The 16,718-nt window shown below is 62.9% G+C and carries 22 protein-coding genes; 16 read left to right on the forward strand and 6 right to left on the reverse strand.

Annotated features, from left to right (window positions below; all coding sequences use genetic code 11):
- Positions 1–404 precede the first annotated feature (404 nt).
- From EN851_RS10655 to EN851_RS10665, 3 genes are all read left to right on the forward strand, one after another.
- The gene (locus EN851_RS10655; protein WP_006202520.1) at positions 405–617 is read left to right on the forward strand and encodes a cold-shock protein; all 213 of its coding nucleotides are present in this window, start codon (positions 405–407) and stop codon (positions 615–617) included.
- A 320-nt stretch (positions 618–937) separates the two neighbouring features.
- On the forward strand, positions 938–1,150 hold the full coding sequence (locus EN851_RS10660) for a cold-shock protein (protein WP_008877668.1): 213 nt from the start codon (positions 938–940) through the stop codon (positions 1,148–1,150).
- 192 nt (positions 1,151–1,342) lie between these two features.
- Entirely contained in the window at positions 1,343–1,777 is a 435-nt protein-coding gene (locus EN851_RS10665; protein WP_127278402.1) for a BA14K family protein, read from the forward strand.
- Positions 1,778–1,880: 103 nt separating this feature from the next.
- On the opposite strand, the gene EN851_RS10670 is transcribed toward EN851_RS10665, so the two are convergent.
- The 3 genes from EN851_RS10670 to EN851_RS10680 form a co-directional block, all read right to left on the reverse strand.
- Complete coding sequence (locus EN851_RS10670) at positions 1,881–2,519, reverse strand: MBL fold metallo-hydrolase (RefSeq protein WP_127278401.1); 639 nt, start codon at positions 2,517–2,519, stop codon at positions 1,881–1,883.
- 137 nt (positions 2,520–2,656) lie between these two features.
- Positions 2,657–2,974 (reverse strand): hypothetical protein, encoded by a 318-nt coding sequence (locus EN851_RS10675; RefSeq protein ID WP_127278400.1) that lies wholly within the window; start codon positions 2,972–2,974, stop codon positions 2,657–2,659.
- A gap of 145 nt (positions 2,975–3,119) precedes the next feature.
- Entirely contained in the window at positions 3,120–4,013 is an 894-nt protein-coding gene (locus tag EN851_RS10680) for a branched-chain amino acid aminotransferase (protein ID WP_127869751.1), read from the reverse strand.
- Positions 4,014–4,274: 261 nt separating this feature from the next.
- Between EN851_RS10680 and EN851_RS10685 the strand changes: the two genes are divergently transcribed.
- The 5 genes from EN851_RS10685 to EN851_RS10705 all read left to right on the forward strand — a co-directional run bounded on the left by EN851_RS10685 (position 4,275) and on the right by EN851_RS10705 (position 9,376).
- Positions 4,275–4,808, forward strand: a complete 534-nt coding sequence (locus EN851_RS10685) for a MarR family transcriptional regulator (protein WP_167531318.1) — start codon at positions 4,275–4,277, stop codon at positions 4,806–4,808.
- The gene (locus tag EN851_RS10690; RefSeq protein ID WP_127869752.1) at positions 4,795–5,514 is read left to right on the forward strand and encodes a response regulator transcription factor; all 720 of its coding nucleotides are present in this window, start codon (positions 4,795–4,797) and stop codon (positions 5,512–5,514) included. The genes EN851_RS10685 and EN851_RS10690 overlap by 14 nt, the downstream gene beginning before the upstream one ends.
- 100 nt (positions 5,515–5,614) lie before the next feature.
- Entirely contained in the window at positions 5,615–7,030 is a 1,416-nt protein-coding gene (locus EN851_RS10695) for an ATP-binding protein (RefSeq protein ID WP_127279699.1), read from the forward strand.
- Between the two features lie 259 nt (positions 7,031–7,289).
- Complete coding sequence (locus EN851_RS10700) at positions 7,290–8,312, forward strand: glycosyltransferase family 1 protein (RefSeq protein WP_135929199.1); 1,023 nt, start codon at positions 7,290–7,292, stop codon at positions 8,310–8,312.
- A gap of 173 nt (positions 8,313–8,485) precedes the next feature.
- On the forward strand, positions 8,486–9,376 hold the full coding sequence (locus tag EN851_RS10705; RefSeq protein ID WP_245520724.1) for a hypothetical protein: 891 nt from the start codon (positions 8,486–8,488) through the stop codon (positions 9,374–9,376).
- Positions 9,377–9,400: 24 nt separating this feature from the next.
- Here the strand turns inward: EN851_RS10705 and EN851_RS10710 are convergent, their stop codons facing one another.
- From EN851_RS10710 to EN851_RS10720, 3 genes are all read right to left on the reverse strand, one after another.
- Positions 9,401–9,760: a tRNA-binding protein gene (locus EN851_RS10710; RefSeq protein ID WP_135929201.1), complete on the reverse strand. Its 360-nt coding sequence runs from the start codon at positions 9,758–9,760 to the stop codon at positions 9,401–9,403.
- A 16-nt stretch (positions 9,761–9,776) separates the two neighbouring features.
- On the reverse strand, positions 9,777–10,277 hold the full coding sequence (locus EN851_RS10715; protein ID WP_027143347.1) for a YbjN domain-containing protein: 501 nt from the start codon (positions 10,275–10,277) through the stop codon (positions 9,777–9,779).
- A 318-nt stretch (positions 10,278–10,595) separates the two neighbouring features.
- Positions 10,596–10,898 (reverse strand): accessory factor UbiK family protein, encoded by a 303-nt coding sequence (locus EN851_RS10720; RefSeq protein WP_127280606.1) that lies wholly within the window; start codon positions 10,896–10,898, stop codon positions 10,596–10,598.
- Between the two features lie 160 nt (positions 10,899–11,058).
- Between EN851_RS10720 and EN851_RS10725 the strand changes: the two genes are divergently transcribed.
- The 8 genes from EN851_RS10725 to EN851_RS10760 all read left to right on the forward strand — a co-directional run bounded on the left by EN851_RS10725 (position 11,059) and on the right by EN851_RS10760 (position 16,679).
- The gene (locus tag EN851_RS10725; protein ID WP_127869755.1) at positions 11,059–11,316 is read left to right on the forward strand and encodes a type II toxin-antitoxin system ParD family antitoxin; all 258 of its coding nucleotides are present in this window, start codon (positions 11,059–11,061) and stop codon (positions 11,314–11,316) included.
- A 94-nt stretch (positions 11,317–11,410) separates the two neighbouring features.
- On the forward strand, positions 11,411–11,503 hold the full coding sequence (locus EN851_RS10730; RefSeq protein ID WP_348630723.1) for a hypothetical protein: 93 nt from the start codon (positions 11,411–11,413) through the stop codon (positions 11,501–11,503).
- A gap of 130 nt (positions 11,504–11,633) precedes the next feature.
- Positions 11,634–11,876 (forward strand): BrnA antitoxin family protein, encoded by a 243-nt coding sequence (locus EN851_RS10735; protein ID WP_135861319.1) that lies wholly within the window; start codon positions 11,634–11,636, stop codon positions 11,874–11,876.
- 126 nt (positions 11,877–12,002) lie between these two features.
- Entirely contained in the window at positions 12,003–12,863 is an 861-nt protein-coding gene (gene lgt, locus EN851_RS10740; RefSeq protein ID WP_135929202.1) for a prolipoprotein diacylglyceryl transferase, read from the forward strand.
- A complete protein-coding gene (locus tag EN851_RS10745) occupies positions 12,860–13,948 on the forward strand; it encodes a class I SAM-dependent methyltransferase (RefSeq protein WP_135929203.1) in 1,089 nt (362 codons plus the stop codon). The genes lgt and EN851_RS10745 overlap by 4 nt, the downstream gene beginning before the upstream one ends.
- A gap of 103 nt (positions 13,949–14,051) precedes the next feature.
- A complete protein-coding gene (gene pgeF / locus EN851_RS10750; protein WP_127869759.1) occupies positions 14,052–14,846 on the forward strand; it encodes a peptidoglycan editing factor PgeF in 795 nt (264 codons plus the stop codon).
- Positions 14,846–15,997 carry a Xaa-Pro peptidase family protein gene (locus tag EN851_RS10755; protein ID WP_135929204.1) on the forward strand — a complete coding sequence of 384 codons (1,152 nt, stop codon included), beginning with the start codon at positions 14,846–14,848 and terminating at the stop codon, positions 15,995–15,997. Before pgeF ends, EN851_RS10755 begins: the two co-directional genes overlap by 1 nt.
- Before the next feature lie 43 nt (positions 15,998–16,040).
- Entirely contained in the window at positions 16,041–16,679 is a 639-nt protein-coding gene (locus EN851_RS10760; RefSeq protein ID WP_135867483.1) for a hypothetical protein, read from the forward strand.
- Positions 16,680–16,718 lie beyond the last annotated feature (39 nt).

Below are 16,718 nucleotides of genomic sequence, written 5' to 3' on the forward strand. Positions count from 1 at the left end.
GGTCGGGTCCCGCCGCGTCGCCGGCAATCATCGCTTCTGGCCCATGCATGACCGGGGCTGTGGGCCGATGACCCCTCGGCCAACGAAGCCTATCTGCGGCCGGTCGACGCTTTGATCGGTCGATTTATGCGTCGGGATGCGCCCATGGCGGCGGCCCGCGGCGCTATCTTGCAACCTTCACGTTTCCGTGCGATAAATTCTGTGTTCGGGCATTTGCGACCCGGAGAGCGGAACGTTTTGGACGACCTTTCCCCGATACTGTGAATCTCTGACGGCCCCGTTTTTCGGCGGGGGGTTTGACCATGCGCCAATGCATGACTGCCGAAAGCAACCACCAGGAACTGCCCTCGACGCCAGGTGGCGGGCAGGACCACCAAGACTGAACGGGTGAAGGAGTTTCCCCAATGGCCCAGACCGGCACCGTTAAATTCTTCAATGCAACCAAAGGCTTCGGTTTCATCACGCCCGACGGCGGCGCCAAGGACGTGTTCGTCCACATTTCAGCGATCGAGGCCTCGGGCCTGCGCACGCTCGTCGACGGCCAGAAGGTCACCTTCGACGTCGAGCCGGACCGCATGGGCAAGGGCCCGAAGGCGGTCAACCTGCGCGCAGCCTGAGCGATCGGCGCACCGCACGTCCCAGGCGGATGAGCGAACGAGGAGCTTGACCAGCACCTGGGCAGGCAGACAGATTTTTGAAAGGCGCGGCGGTTTTCGCCGCGCCTTTTTCATGTCAGCAGTGCAGCATGAACGCATGTTACCGGCAAGTTCATCCGGGTTCCGGCCAATGACGCGCATCATAACAAGCACTTAAAGCGCGGCGGGCTTTAAGTGCCCGCAAAACTTTCTCTTGCCGATGACGCTAAAATAAAGGACAAATTTCCTCTCGGGCATTTGCCGGCCCGAGACTGGAGTTTATGGGATCAAAGGAGCTTCCCATGCCGCAGACCGGCACCGTCAAATTCTTCAACCATGCCAAGGGCTTCGGCTTCATCACACCGGATGATGGCGCGAAGGATGTCTTCGTGCATATTTCGGCCGTGCAGGCGTCGGGTCTTCCCGGTCTCGAAGATGGGCAGAAAGTGACATTCGACACCGAGCCGGACAAGCGCGGCAAGGGACCCAAGGCCGTCAACCTGTCGGTCGGCTGAGCCGGCTTCGGACGACGCCGGCTCCGGCAGGTCAGGTCCGCGCCCCGAGGGTGCGGCTGTTGATGCCGTGAAAGAATGCGCGTGGTCAAAATTTCGTTCAGCCCCCGTTCAGCCACGGTCTCATATTAGTCACTGGTAAAGCCGGACCGTATCCCCTGCAGACCTGCACGGCCCGGTACGAAGGAGACCAAGATGAACCGCATTTTCAAGACAGCCGTGCTGTCCGCCGCCGTGGTCGCCACCACGCTGGGGACCTTTTCGGCAGCCAATGCCGATGACTGGCGCCGTTGGCACCATCACGGCCATGGCAATGGCGACGCTGTGGCAGCCGGCGTTCTCGGCCTTGCCGCCGGCGCGCTGATTGGTGGCGCATTGGCCAATGACCGGCCGCCGCCCGATTCCGACCGTTATTACGATGACGGTTACTACGATCGTCAGGTGCTCGTGCGCCCGGCTCCGGTCCGCCGCTACTATGTGGAACCGCAGGTGGTCTATGCCGACCGCTACGCCGAACCCTGGACGCGCGGCTGGTACGACTATTGCTCGGATCGCTACCGCACCTTCAATTCCCGCACCGGCACCTTCACCGGCAGCGACGGCGAGCAGCATTTCTGCACCGCCAACTGAGGCTTCCCTGCCCCAGACAAAAAGCGCTGACCGCAAGGCCGGCGCTTTTTTTGTTGTCGGCTTGTTGGGCTTTCGAACCCAGGGCGGTCCAGACCTCATTCATTCAGGTCAAAAATGGATTGGTCCGCCGTTCCTCGCCGAAGCGCCCGCCGGGGCCATGGCCGCAAATGAAGCCGATGTCGTCGCCGAGCGGCAACAGCTTGTCTTTGATCGAGGCGATGAGTGCCGCATGGTCGCCGCCCGGCAGGTCGGTACGGCCGACCGAGCCGCGAAACAGCACGTCGCCGACATGGGCGAATTTGGCGGCGCGGTTGTAGTAGACGACATGGCCGGGCGCGTGGCCGGGGCAATGCAGCACCTCGAACACATGGCCGCCAAACGACACAGTTTCCCCTTCTGCAAGGAACCGGTCGGGCACGCAATTGCGCACGCCGTCGATGCCGTAGCGCCTGCCCTGGTTTTCCAGATTGTCGAGCAGCATCTTGTCGGCTTCATGCGGGCCGATGATCTCGATGCCGAGCGCCTCCTTCAACTCCATGGCGCCGCCGGCATGGTCGATATGGCCATGCGTGATCCATATCGCTTCGGCGGTGATCGCATTGTCCTTCAACACCGCCAGCACCTTGTCGATGTCGCCGCCGGGATCGACCACCACGCCGTGCTTGTCGTCCATGTCGAACAGGATGGTGCAGTTCTGCTGGAACGGAGTGACCGGCACGATACCGGCATTGAGCTGACCCATGATCGTCCTTTCGCTGTGTCAGCGATCATGTAGAGGCATCGGCCAAGACCGTCCACGTCCGGAAGGTCAAACAGTGCGTGTCCAAAAAGAAATGGGCGGCCGAAGCCGCCCATTTTGCCAGCCCGAGATTGGCAGGCTTACTTTTTCATGGCGCCCATGACCGCGCCGAGAATGCCGGTCAGGATCGCGCCGCCGCCTGCGCCACCGACGATGTTCTGCAGGTTGAGCGCGCTGCCCAGGCCGCTGGTGGCCGCCGCGGCTGCGTCAGGAGTGATCGCGCCGCCGCCGAGCAGGCTGCCGAGGATCGCCGCGCCGCCAACGCCGCCGATGGCTCCGCCCAGGATTTTGGGAAGCTGACCCATCGCCGCCGTCTTGATCGCCGCGCCGACCGCCTGACCACCGATAATGCCTGTAATGATCTGAATGATGATCGGAAGAAGCGTGTTCATGTCCATATGATTAGTCCCTCCATAGCTGCCAGCCTCCCGGGCCGACACCATCATGAGACGCCGAATTGGACGAAAGTCAAATGCACAAACGCTTAAATAAAAGGGGCGGCCTGAAAACCGCCCCTGCTTGCGAGAAAAGCTGTGACTATCGTTATTCTGCGGCAATCGCATGCTTGGGTTGAACGGCCATAGAATAGTCGTTCATGAGATTCTTGGCGATCTCGCCGACCTCGAATCGGTAAGGGCCGATCTCCGAAACCGGGGTTACTTCCGCTGCCGTTCCGGTCAGGAAGCATTGCTCGAAGCCTTCCAGTTCTTCCGGCAGGATAGCGCGCTCGATGACCTCCAGGCCGCGATCCCTGGCCAGGCCAATGACCGTGCGGCGGGTGATGCCGTCGAGGAAGCAGTCGGGCTTGGGCGTGTGGATCTTGCCGTCCTTGACGAAGAAGATGTTGGCGCCGGTCGCTTCCGCGACCTGGCCCCGCCAGTCGAGCATCATGGCGTCGGCGTAGCCCTTGGCCTCGGCGGCATGCTTGGACATGGTGCAGATCATGTAGAGGCCGGCGGCCTTCGACCGCGACGGCGCCGTGCGCGGGTCGGGCCGGCGCCATTCCGCCACATCGAGACGGATGCCCTTCAGCTTCTGCGCCGGATCGAAATAGCTCGGCCACTGCCAGATGGCGATGGCGACGTTGATGCGGTTGTTTTGCGCCGAAACGCCCATCTGCTCGCTGCCGCGCCAGGCGATCGGCCTGACATAGGCGTCCTGGAAGCCCTGCTTCTTCAGGAGCGTGGTCGAGGCGTCGTTGAGCTCGGCCACCGAATAGGGAATCTTGAAGCCGAGCAGGCGCGCTGATTCATGCAGCCGCTCGGTATGCTCGTTGAGCTTGAAGATCTCGCCGCCATAGGCGCGCTCGCCCTCGAAGACCGCGCTGGCGTAGTGCAGGCCATGGGTCAGCACGTGGATCTTGGCGTCTCCCCACGGTACGAACTCGCCATTCATCCAGATGAAGCCGTCCAGTTGATCGAAAGGAACGGATGCCATGGTAACCTCCCGCGGACAACGGCCCGCATATCTCAGTGTCGTTGCGTGTTCTTTTTTGGCCGCGCCAGGTGATTGGAGACGCCGGCCGGTGTCTCGAAGCGTAAGCGGATAATCGCGCCCTGGCAAACTCAGGAAGTTCCGGAAAAACCGGCCTGCCTTGCCTTTTCGTTCGCAATCCGCCCAAAAGCTTGTCAAAAATTACCATTGCAGGGAAATTACGTCAATAGTACTGACATAATCTCCCGTTCCCATGGAGAAATGATGACGGATAAAAGCCCAGCTGCCGGAAAACCGATCAGGACCGCGATCACCAGCGAGGACGGCATCGACTTCGCCATCATCGAACTCTTCTTCTTCGCCTATCGCGACTTCACCTCCGATCCCGATCAGATCCTGGCCGATTACGGCTTCGGCCGCGCCCACCACCGCGTGCTGCATTTCGTCAACCGCCGGCCGGGCCTGACCGTCGCCGAACTGCTCGACGTGCTGAAGATAACCAAGCAGAGCCTGGCGCGTGTGCTCAAGCAATTGATCGACACCGATCACGTCGTGCAGTTGCAAGGCCCGCGCGACCGCCGCCAGCGCGAACTTTATCCAACGGCCAAGGGCCGCGCGCTGGCGCTGGCGCTGGCGCGGCCACAGTCGCGCCGCATCCATGCTGCATTGGAAGATTCCGGCGCCGCCGAACGGACCTTGGTGGAACGCTTCCTCGAAGCGATGGTCAATCCGGAACTGAGAGCTCAGATCGACGTTGGGTCCGCAAAAATGTCAGGAAAAAGCCATGGAGAGCACTGAGAGGATCGACCAGGCGGCCGCACCGGACGACGACGCACCGCATCTGCTCGTGGTCGACGACGACACCCGTATCCGCAATCTTCTCAAGCAGTATCTGACCGAAAACGGCTTTCGCGTCACCGTCGCCGGCAATGCCGGCGAGGCCCGCCGCAAGCTCGCCGGTCTCGACTTCGACCTGCTTGTGCTCGATGTCATGATGCCTGGTGAAACCGGCGTCGACCTGACAAAGTCGTTGCGCGCCGAAAAGAATGTGCCGATCCTGATGCTGACGGCCCTGTCGGAGACCGACAGCCGCATTTCCGGGCTCGAGGCCGGCGCCGACGACTATTTGCCAAAGCCCTTCGACCCGCGCGAGTTGATCCTGCGCATTAACAACATCTTGCGCCGGGGCGGCCCGGCGGCGACGCCCAAGGTCGAACAGTTGGTGTTCGGTCCCTACACATTCCAGATCGCCAGGCGCGAACTGAAGCGCGGCGGCGAAGCGCTTAAGCTGACCGACCGCGAACAGGAGATCCTGGCGATCTTCGCCGCGCGCGCCGGCGAAACCATCCCCCGCCACGAGCTGGTCGGTGACGATTCGGAAGTCGGCGAGCGCACCATCGACGTCCAGATCAACCGGCTGCGCCGCAAGATCGAGCGCGATCCGTCCAACCCGGTCTGGCTGCAGACCGTGCGCGGTATTGGGTATCGGCTCAGCGTGGAATAGAATGCCGGCGGCGGCTCAAGTGCATGATCCCGAAAACTGGGAACCGGTTTTCGGAAAGATTATGCTCCAACAAAGAGTTAGCCGCGGATGAAAAGAGCCAATGGCGACCACGGAACTGGAACAGCCGGACAATGACGGCCTGAGCGCACGCGCCACGCGGACGTTCAAGGCGGTGCCGCGCATCTGGAACCGGTTCTGGCGTCTCGTTTCGCTTTACATGCCCAAGCGCCTCTATGCGCGCTCGTTGATCATCGTCATCGCGCCGATGATCCTTTTGCAGTCGGTCGTCGCCTTCGATTTCATGGAACGTCACTGGGCAACCGTGACGCAACGCCTGTCGCAGGCCACCGTGCGCGACATCGCCGCCATCATCGACCTGATCGAGACCTATCCGCACGACGCCGACTACGCCAACATCATCCGCATCGCGCAGGACCGCATGCAGCTCAAGGTCGACCTCCTGCCGCCCGATCCGTTGCCGCCGCCCGGTCCAAAACCGTTCTTCTCGATCCTCGACGATGTTCTCTCCGCCGAAATTACCCGCCAGATCAACCGCCCATTCTGGATCGACACGGTCGGCAATTCCAACATCGTCGAGGTCCGCGTCCAGCTCGAAAACAAGGTGCTGCGCGTCTTCGTGCGGCGCAGCCAGGCCTATGCCTCCAACACCCATATCTTCCTGATCTGGATGGTCGGTACCTCGCTGGTGCTTCTGATGATCGCCATCCCCTTCCTGCGCAACCAGATCCGGCCGATCCTGGCGCTTGCCGAGGCCGCCGAGAGCTTCGGCAAGGGCCGGCCGATGCCGCGCGATTTCCGCCCGCGCGGGGCCGAGGAGGTGCGCCGCGCCGGCTTTGCCTTCATCCAGATGCGCGAGCGCATCGAGCGCCAGATCGAGCAGCGCACGGCCATGCTGACCGGTGTGAGCCATGATCTCAGAACCATCCTCACCCGCTTCAAGCTGCAGCTGGCGCTGGCCGGCGGCAAGGCCGAGACCAAGGCGGCGCTGGACCAGGATATCGAGGACATGCAGTCGATGCTGGAAGGCTATCTCGCCTTTGCCCGCGGCGAGGCCTCGGAGGATCCGGGACGTTTCGATCTCGAAGCCTATTTCCAGAAGCTCGGCGAGGAAGCGGGGTTGCGCAAATGCAAGCTGTCGACGACGCTTTCCGGCGATCCGACCGTGCATGTGCGGCCGAACGCCTTCGCGCGGCTCTTGTCCAACGTCATCGGCAATGCCTTCCGCTATGCCAAGACGGTGGAGGTCACCGCCAATCATGGCCGCGGCTCGCTTCTGGTCACCATCGACGACGACGGCCCGGGCATTCCTCCTGACAGGCGGGAAGACGTCTTCAAGCCCTTCGTGCGGCTCGACGAGGCCCGCAACCTCGACGCCAGCGGTACCGGGCTCGGCCTCTCGATCGCCCGTGACATCGCCCGCAGCCATGGCGGCGACATCACGCTCGACGACAGTCCGATGGGCGGCCTGCGCGCCGTAATCAAGGTTCCGGCCTGATTTCTATTTGACTAACTGAGCATGATCTTGCCTGAAAAACGGTTTCGACTTTCCGGGGGCGCGGTCTGCTTCATCCGCCCGTCATGAAACCATGGTCAAGAGCGCGCATGAAGCGCGCGACCGCACTTGATTCGTCCTTGCCGCCTCACTTCGACCCCGTGCCCGCCAGGGTGCGCTGGAGCGAAGCGAGGGCGGCCGCATGGTCGCCGTTCCGGTATCGTTTCAAGGCAACCGCAGACCTCCGAAGCAAAGGGCCGCCATGCGCATATTGATGGTCACCGACGCCTGGCGCCCGCAAGTCAACGGCGTCGTCCACACGCTGGAGCGGCTCACCGAGACTCTGAAGTCCTTCGACGTCGCGGTCGAGTTCCTGACCCCGAACATCTTCCGCACCCTGCCCTTGCCGACCTACCCCGACATCCGCCTGGCGCTGACCACGCCCGGCCATGTCGCGCGCCTGATCGACGGCTACAAGGCCGACCATATCCACATCGTCACCGAAGGGCCGCTGGGCATCATGGCGCGGCGCTATTGCCGCAATGCCGGCCGGCCGTTCACCACCAGCTATCACACCCGCTTCCCCGAATATCTCAGTGCCCGCCTGCCGGTGCCGGAGAGCTGGGCCTATCGCTGGCTGCGCGATTTCCACAATTCAGGCCAGGGCACGCTGGTCGCCACCCAGTCGCTCGCCGACGATCTTGCCGCGCGTGGCTTCAACAGGTTGAGGCCGTGGACGCGCGGCGTCGACACCGATCATTTCCGGCCAGACAAAAGGAAGGACCTCGGTTTCCCCGGACCGGTTTTCCTGTGCGTCGGCCGAGTCGCCATCGAAAAGAACCTCTCCGCCTTCCTCGATCTCGACCTGCCCGGCAGCAAGGTGATCGTCGGCGAAGGTCCCGAGCTTGCCAAGCTCAAGGCGAAATATCCGAAGGCGCATTTCCTCGGCCATCGTCCCAATGACGAACTGGCCGAAATCTATGCCTCGGCCGACGTCTTCGTCTTCCCCAGCCGCACCGACACCTTCGGCAACGTCATCATCGAGGCGCTGGCCAGCGGCACGCCGGTCGCCGCCTATCCGGTGACCGGGCCGAACGACATCGTCGGCGACGGTTTTGGTGGCGCGGTGTCGAACGATTTGCGCGAGGCGGCGCTTACCGCACTCAACGTCAGCCGCGACCAGGCCCGCGAGCGCGCCATGCGCTACAGCTGGAAGGCCTGCGCGGAAATGTTCCTCGACGCGGTTGAGGAAGCATTGGGAACGACACGCAAGCTGGCGGCCTGATAGAGCCGGCGCATAGGATGCGGTGAAGTTCAGGTCTGGTCAAACACGCTCCTTGCGAGAGCTTGTGCGACAGTTGCTTGCGGTGCATTATTCGGTGTGTGTAGTTCGTTGCGGGATTGACGCCGATTTCTACGCTGGACGACGTGCCTGCAGTATCATCGAAGCGTCGCGTCTTGCGCATCGGCAAGACCGTTGCGAGGGTGTTCGGCTATTGCCGCGCGAATGCCTGGCCGCTCTTCGTGGCCGCCTGGTTTCCCTGCTTTCTGACAACGCTTTGTCTGGCGGTGCTTGCTCTTGTTCTTTTTGCCGATCCGGGGAAGGCGCCAACCTGGCTTCTATCGCGGGGCTTTGACCCCAGGACTTGGCTTTCCGCGATTGTCGCCGCGCCGTTCTCGGCGATGGTCCTTGCGTTCGTTCTGGACCGTATGGGAAATGCGCCCGAGGATGGCCGGGTCGTCGTTCGGCGCGGCATTGAGAGTGTCAAGCGCTTCGCTATCCCGGGCGTGCGCTTTGAGCTCGACCGGCGGATTCTTTTGGCCGCCCTGCTTCTCGCAGTCATCCAGCTGTTTTGCCGCTTTGCGGTCGCCGGCGAGCACAGACTGCTTTTTGCCGGCCTGATGGCCACACATGACCTGCCGCTCCGCCCCGAGGACGTCGCGCCTTGGGTGTCGGCGATGGGCGCCTTCAACCTCCTCGCGGGTGGTTTCGTCCTTGGCTGGACATATCTGTTTGTCGGCGATTTTCTGTGGACGGGATCGTTTGATCCAATCGGCTGCTGGCGTGCGCTGGACGGCAATCTTCTGCGTTTCACCGCCATAATGTTCATCGTTCTGGCAATAGTTGCCATACTCAAATATGGACTGGCCCTGGCCGGAGCTTTGGTCCTGATTCCCGCGGATGGCGCGTCGCCTTCCTTCTTGACCCTTATGATGATCCATTTCGGACTGGCCTGGCCGTTCGACGTCCTGCATCTCGTGCTCTCAGCTGCAACGGTTGGAACCATTCTCGGCGCGTTCCGGCCTCGAGCTGTCGCTTCAATCCAGCCGGCTGCAGCACCACCATGATGACGCTTGCCGGGGCTTCCTGATCTAGAATAGCCGCCCGCCGTCCGGCACCTTGCGTTCGATGGCGCCCAACACCACGGCGCCCTTTTCATCGGGAAAACCGAGCGTCAGCACTTCCGACATGAACGGGCCGATCTGGCGCGGCGGGAAATTGACCACCGCGAACACCTGGCGGCCGATCAACGTTTCCGGCGTATAGTATTTGGTGATCTGCGCCGACGACTTCTTGACGCCGATGGCGGCGCCGAAATCGATCTTCAGCTTGAAGGCAGGCTTGCGCGCCTCCGGAAACGGTACGGCCTCGATGATCGTGCCGGCACGGATGTCGACACGATCGAAATCGGCGAAGCTGATTTCGGGCTTGCGCTCGTTGCTTGAACTCATCTCGAACGCGTCTTGCTCAGGCGTTGCCGAAGGTCTCGAACAGCACGCCGGCGAGCGCGTCCTTGGCCGAGGTTCCCGACCAGACGACGAATTGGAAAGCCTGGAAGTAGCACTCGCAAGCTTCCAGCGCCGAGGACAAAAGCACCTCGACCTGCTGGCTCGAGGGTTCGACCCCGCCGGCGAGCAGCAGCGACTGGCGGAACATGATGGCGCCCTCCTGCTCCCAGAGGTCGAAATGGCCGAACAGCATCTGTTCGTTGATCAGCGACAACAACCGCATCACTTCCAGCGTGCGGGTTTCCGGCACCTTGATGTCGAAGGCGCAGGCGAGATGCAGCGCCTCGAAATCCTCCATCCACGAGAAGGAGACGTGATAGTCGGTCCAGCTGCCGGCAACCGAGATCGAGATTTCGTCGTCGCCGGCCCGTTCAAAGGACCAGTCATTGTTGTGGGCCACCTGCTCGATCACATCCACCGGATGGATTTCGCGGGAAAATTCGAGTTCGAGAAGTTCCATGGAATGCTTCCTGTGTTCAGGGGAGCGCCACACGCTCCGCGGGGCACACACGACGAACAATCTTGTCTAGAACTCGGACGGCCGGGACTTCTCAACGCAAAGACCCCAGACCGGACCCCACCGCCCGGCGGCATGACCCTGCTCCGAATCATGCAACAAATTCAGTCTATTGATCGGGAGTCGCGTGAACAGCCCAATTTTTCGCACTGCGTCATTCGCATGTGGAAAGGTGCCTGTCACAAAGAGTCACGCAATGCCGGTAAGCGATTCACGGCAAAGCGATTTTCAGGCTGGTGCTTTGTGGAAAAGTTTAACGAATTATTTTTTCGGCTTGGGCTTCGCCGGAGCCGCAGGTGTGGCCTGACCGGTCAGTTCGGCGATCCTGGCCTCGAGCGCCTCGATGCGCTCGGCAAGCCTGCCGTTCTCTTCTCTCGCCTTGGCGGCCATCTCGCGCGCGGCCTCGAACTCCTCGCGCTGCACGACATCCATGGAGTTGAGGATGCGCTCCGCCTGGCCCTTGAAGGCCGTCTCCACCTCGCGCCGCACACCTTGAGCGGCACCGGCGGCATCGGTCATCAGCTTGGCGAATTCATCGAGAATGCGGTTCGGTCCGGTCGACATGGCAAATCCTCGCTTGCTTGATTTGAGTTAGTGGTGCTGCGCGCCGAATGCAAGAACGTTGAGGCCGGTGCGGCATCACGTCGGCGCCAACCTCCCAAACGACTGGTAAGTCGCGCCAATAACTATTATTGTTTTGGAGGGAATATGCAGGAGCACCACCATGGCCATTAGCGCGGATTTGGGCACCCGGCTCGAAGACATCGTCAACCAGCTTGTCAACACAGGGCGCTACAACTCGAAGAGCGAAGTGCTGCGCGAAGGTGTTCGCCTCGTCGAAGAGCGCGAGAAACGCCTTGCGGCTCTCGATGCGGCTCTCGCCAAAGGCCTTTCAGACGCTGATGCTGGGCGCGTAAAGGCGGTTGACGAAGTGTTTGACCGCTTGGAGGCCAAGTACAAGGCAATGGCAGCCAAAAAGTGAAGCGGCTGGTCTTAACCGATCAGGCGGAGGCGGACCTTGAAGCCATTGGCATCGATCTTCCGGCATTCGGCGGCGTCCTCACGGCAACTATCTGATTTTCTACCGCGTTGGCGTGGAAACCGTTGAGATATTGCACATCCTGCACGGCTCAATGGACCTCGGAGCAATTCCGTTCCCGGATAACTGACGGATCGGTACCCGAGCCTGAACCAGCTTTCGAACGGCTCCTTCTGTACGGCATGGCGTCAATTCGCCTAGTGTAATGTTTTCCTCACGACCTGCATCAAGCATGAGTCGCTTCCAATCAGGGTCCCCCAATGGCAACGCCCCCGCGCAGACCGACAAATCCGATGGAAGCCGCCGAAGCCGTCTTCAAGCCGGTCAAGAAGCCGGCCGCGGCTCCGCCTCGCGAACCCTCCACCGCGCCGAATGTCCGCGAGCTTGTCTCGATCAGGATCGACCGGGCCGTGCTCGATCATTTCCAGGAAGATGGTCCCGGCTGGCAGGATAGGATCAACGACGCCTTGCGTGAACTGGTGTCCGCCAAGCCCAGGGGTTGAGCACGCCCACCCGGCGACGGAGCTGGGAGCGATCCTGTTCACGGACCATGGACGGCCGTGACCTTGCCTTGACCCTGCCAAAACCCTGCCGCATGGTCCGCGCCGATCGCAACCGAGAGCTCCCCGTTGAACGAATATTTCCTGCTGCCGCTGGCGTCGCTGCCTTTCCCGAACATCAACCCGATCCTCGTCCAGATCGGGCCGCTGGCGGTGCACTGGTACGGCATCGGTTACATCGTCGGCATCCTGTTTGCCTGGTGGTATGCCAAGCGGCTCGCGGCAAATCCGAAACTCTGGCCCGACGGCGTCCTGCCGATGAAGCCGGACGATCTCGACGATTTCATCGTCTGGGCGGCCATCGGCGTGGTTCTGGGCGGCCGCACCGGCTATGTCCTGTTCTATGACCTGGCGCGCTATATCGCCCATCCGCTCGATATCTTCGCCGTCTGGCAAGGCGGCATGTCCTTCCATGGCGGCCTGCTCGGCGTCATCCTCGCCATGACGCTGTTTTCCATGAAGCGCGGCATCCGCACATGGTCGCTGTTCGATGTCGTGGCAGCCGGCGTGCCGGTCGGCCTCGGCCTCGTGCGTGTCGCCAACTTCATCAACTCCGAACTCTGGGGGCGGCCCACCGATGTGCCCTGGGCGATCGAATTCCCCAATGGCGGTCCGTTCACCCGCCATCCGAGCCAGCTCTACGAGGCCCTGCTCGAAGGCCTGGTGCTGTTTGTCGTGCTGCGCATCCTCACTCATTCGCGTCTCAAGCTGAAGACGCCGCGCTTTGTCGGCGGCGCCTTCATCTGCGGCTACGGCCTGTCGCGCATCTTTCTCGAGTTCTTCCGCGAACCCGACCAGCAGCTCGGCTATCTCCTCGCCACCAACTGGCTGACCATGGGCATGATCCTGTCGACGCCGATGGTGCTGGCCGGCATTTGGGCGATGGCGACAGCCAAGCCGGTGACCCAAGCACAACCGCAGGTGACATGACGCGACTGAAATCCCGCATCGTCGACCTGATCGAGGCGGTGGGCCCGATGCCCGTCAACGAATACATGGCGCTGTGCCTGTTCGATCCGCGCGACGGTTACTACACGACCCGCGAACCGTTCGGCGCGGCCGGCGACTTCATCACCGCGCCGGAGATCAGCCAGATGTTCGGCGAGCTCGTCGCCGTCTGGCTTTACCAGGCCTGGACAGCAATCGGCCGGCCGATGCCGGTCACCATCGCCGAGATCGGCCCCGGCCGCGGCACGCTGATGAAGGACATGCTGCGCACCTTGTCGCGGCTCGATCCGGCCTTGGCCGATGGCGCCGCCTTCGCCATGGTCGAGACCAGCCCGCGCCTGACGGAAGTCCAGAAACAGACGCTCGGCGAGACACCATTCGATGTTTCCTGGCACGAGATCATCGACACGCTGCCGCGGCAGCCGCTGCTGATCGTCGGCAACGAATTGTTCGATGCCGTGCCCATCCGCCAGTTCGTCCGCGCCGGCGCCGAATGGCGCGAGCGCATGGTCGGCCTGGACGAGGCCGGCAATCTCTGCTTCTTCGCCGGCGCCGGCTCGGTCGACCCGACGCTGCTGCCCAGGGATGCGGGCGACGCGCCGCAAGGCGCGATCGTCGAAGTCGCGCCCGCCCGCACCGCACTGATGGCGGCCATCGCCGAGCGCATGGCCAGCGACGGCGGCGCCGGACTATTCCCCGACTACGGCCATCTGCGGCCTGGTATCGGCGACACGCTGCAGGCCTTGCGCCGGCACAATCATGAAGATGTGCTGGCCAATCCCGGCGAGGCCGACCTCACCTCGCATGTCGATTTCGCCGCTCTTGCGGCAGTCGTGCGCGCGCATGGTCTCGACGCCCATCTGTCGACGCAGGGCGATTTCCTGCTCGGGATGGGCATTCTGGAGCGCGCCGGCCAGCTGGGCGCCGATGCCGGCCAGGCGGCACGCGACAGGATATCCAATGCCGTCGAGCGCCTCGCCGGCCCGCAAGCGATGGGCGAGTTGTTCAAGGTGCTTGCCGTCATGCCGCGTGGTATCTCCGTCAGGCCCTTCGCCACGGCGGATTGACTTTTTGCCGCTGCCCCTCCCAATCTCCCGTCCGGTAAGAGAGCGGCCGGACCGCCGGCTGCTTTTCCTTGACGAAACCGCCCACACGGACAACAACGCCGACATGCTCAATCAGACCAAACCGGATCCCGTTCGGTCGCCGCTGCTGGACAAGGCGCAGGCACAAGGCATCCGCCACGGCTATTTCACCCGCAATGGCGGCGTCTCCACAGGCATCTACCAGGGCCTCAACATCGGCACCGGATCGGATGACGACCAGGCGCTGGTGGCCGAGAACCGGGCCCGTGTCGCCGCCTGGATGGGCGTGCCCGCAAGCCATCTCCTGACCGCCTGGCAGATCCATTCGCCCGACGTCGTCATCGCCAGGGAACCATTCGCGGGCGAGCGGCCCAAGGCCGATGCCATCGTCACCGACCGGCCCGGCATCGCCATCGGCGCCTCGACCGCCGATTGCGGCCCGGTTCTGTTCGCGGATGCCGGCGCGCGCATCATCGGCGCGGCGCATGCCGGCTGGAAAGGCGCTTTCACCGGCGTGCTCGAAAACACCATTGCCGCCATGGAGAGCCTCGGCGCCCGTCGCGAAAACATCATCGCCGTGCTCGGCCCTTCGATCGGCCCCGACAATTACGAAGTGGGGCCGGAATTCGTGGCCCGCTTCGTCGAGGCCGACAGCGAAAATGCCCGGTATTTCGTGCCTTCGGCACATGCCGGCCATTCGATGTTCGACCTCGCCAGTTACACGGTCGACCGGCTGGCCAGGGCCGGCGTGACGGCCGAGGGTCTCGGCCGCTGCACCTATGCCGAGGAAGATCTGTTTTACTCCTACCGGCGCACCACGCACCGCAAGGAGCCCGATTATGGCCGGCAGGTTTCGGCAATCGTTTTGGAGAAGATATAATGGCGCTGCATTTTGAACGATCGGAATTCGACGCGCGGCGCGACCGGCTGATGATCGAGATGGCCGAGAAGAAGCTCGACGCCATGCTGCTGTTCGCGCAGGAAAGCATGTACTGGCTGACGGGTTACGACACGTTCGGCTTCTGCTTCTTCCAGTGCCTGGTGGTGAAGGCCGACGGCTCCATGGTGCTTCTGACCCGCTCGGCGGACCTTCGCCAGGCGCGCAACACCTCGATCATCGACAACATCGTGCTGTGGACCGACCGCGACGGCGCCAATCCGGCGGTCGACCTGCGCAACCTGCTCAACGAACTCGACCTGCTCGGCGCCCGCATCGGCGTCGAATACGACACCCACGGCCTGACCGCCTATAATGGCCGCCGCCTGGACGAGCAGTTGCAGACCTTCGGCCAGATCGCCGATGCCTCGGGCATCGTCGGCCGGCTGCGCTTGTTCAAGAGCCCGGCCGAGGTCGCCAAGGCGGAAAAGGCCGCCAATCTCTCCGACGACGCGCTGGACGCGGCCCTGCCGCTGATCAAGCAGGGCGGCGACGAGGCCCTGATCCTGGCCGCCATGCAGGGCGCGGTCTTCGCCGGCGGCGGCGACTACCCGGCCAACGAGTTCATCATCGGCTCCGGCGGCGATGCGCTGCTGTGCCGTTACAAGGCCGGCCGCCGCAAGCTCACCAAGAACGACCAGCTGACGCTCGAATGGGCCGGCGTCTTCCATCACTACCATGCGCCGATGATGCGTACCGTGCTGACCGGCAAGGTCTCCAAGCGCCATCAGGAGCTGTTCGACGCCGCACGCGCCGCGCTTCTGGCCGTCGAAAAGGCGATGACGCCCGCGAACACCTTCGGCGACGTGTTCGACGCCCACGCCCGCACCATGGAAGCGCACGGCCTGACCAAGCATCGGCTGAACGCCTGCGGCTATTCGGTCGGCGCCCGCTTCACGCCGTCCTGGATGGACATGCCGATGTTCTACCAGGGCAATCCCGAGCCGATCGCGCCGAACATGACGCTGTTTGCCCACATGATCATCATGGATTCCGAGACCGAGACGGCGATGACGCTTGGCCGCACCTACCTGACCACCGAATCCCAGCCGAAGCCGCTGTCCCGCCATGATCTCGACTTGATCGTGCAGTGAATCCATAATGGGAGGCGTTCTTCGCCAAGGAGTTAGAAGGCAAATGAGACGATCGCACCTGACGACCGTGTCATTGCTTGTGGCATTGGCTTTGACTGCCTGCACCAACGCAAAGGACGTTCTCGAACCCTCCGCCATCACCCCGCCGGCAGCCTCGGCACAGCCAGCACCCGCCACGCAAGGCAGCGCCGCCGCGACCGTTCCCGCCCCCCCGCCATCGACGGCCGCGCCGGCCTCCACGACCGCGGGCGCACCCGCCGCCTCGCCCGTCACCTCCGCCCAGGCCGCCGCGATCCTGTCGAAGACCCGGCTGCAGATCGCGCCGATCGTCGGCGCTTCGGTGGACGCCGCCACGCCGCTGACGGCGGAACTGCAGACACGCGCCAAGCAGCGCGGCATCACTCTGGCCGGCAGCCAGGACCAGACCGCGACCCATGTGCTCAAGGGTTACTTCTCGACGATGACGGAGGGCAAGGACACCACCGTCATCTATGTCTGGGACGTCTACGACCCCTCCGGCAACCGGCTGCACCGCATCAACGGCCAGATGAAGGCGCCTTCGACCGGTTCCGGCGGCAGCGCGGCCGACAGCTGGAAGTCGGTCTCGCCAGCCACCATGCAGGCGATCGCCGACCAGACCATCGATCAGTTTGCCGCCTTTCTCAGCGGCAAGGCGAGTTGAGGTGTTGCCAGCCGGTGATGCCGAACAGCTTTCTTAGGC

It is taken from the genome of Mesorhizobium sp. M8A.F.Ca.ET.208.01.1.1 (assembly GCF_004791315.1).
Lineage (GTDB): Bacteria > Pseudomonadota > Alphaproteobacteria > Rhizobiales > Rhizobiaceae > Mesorhizobium.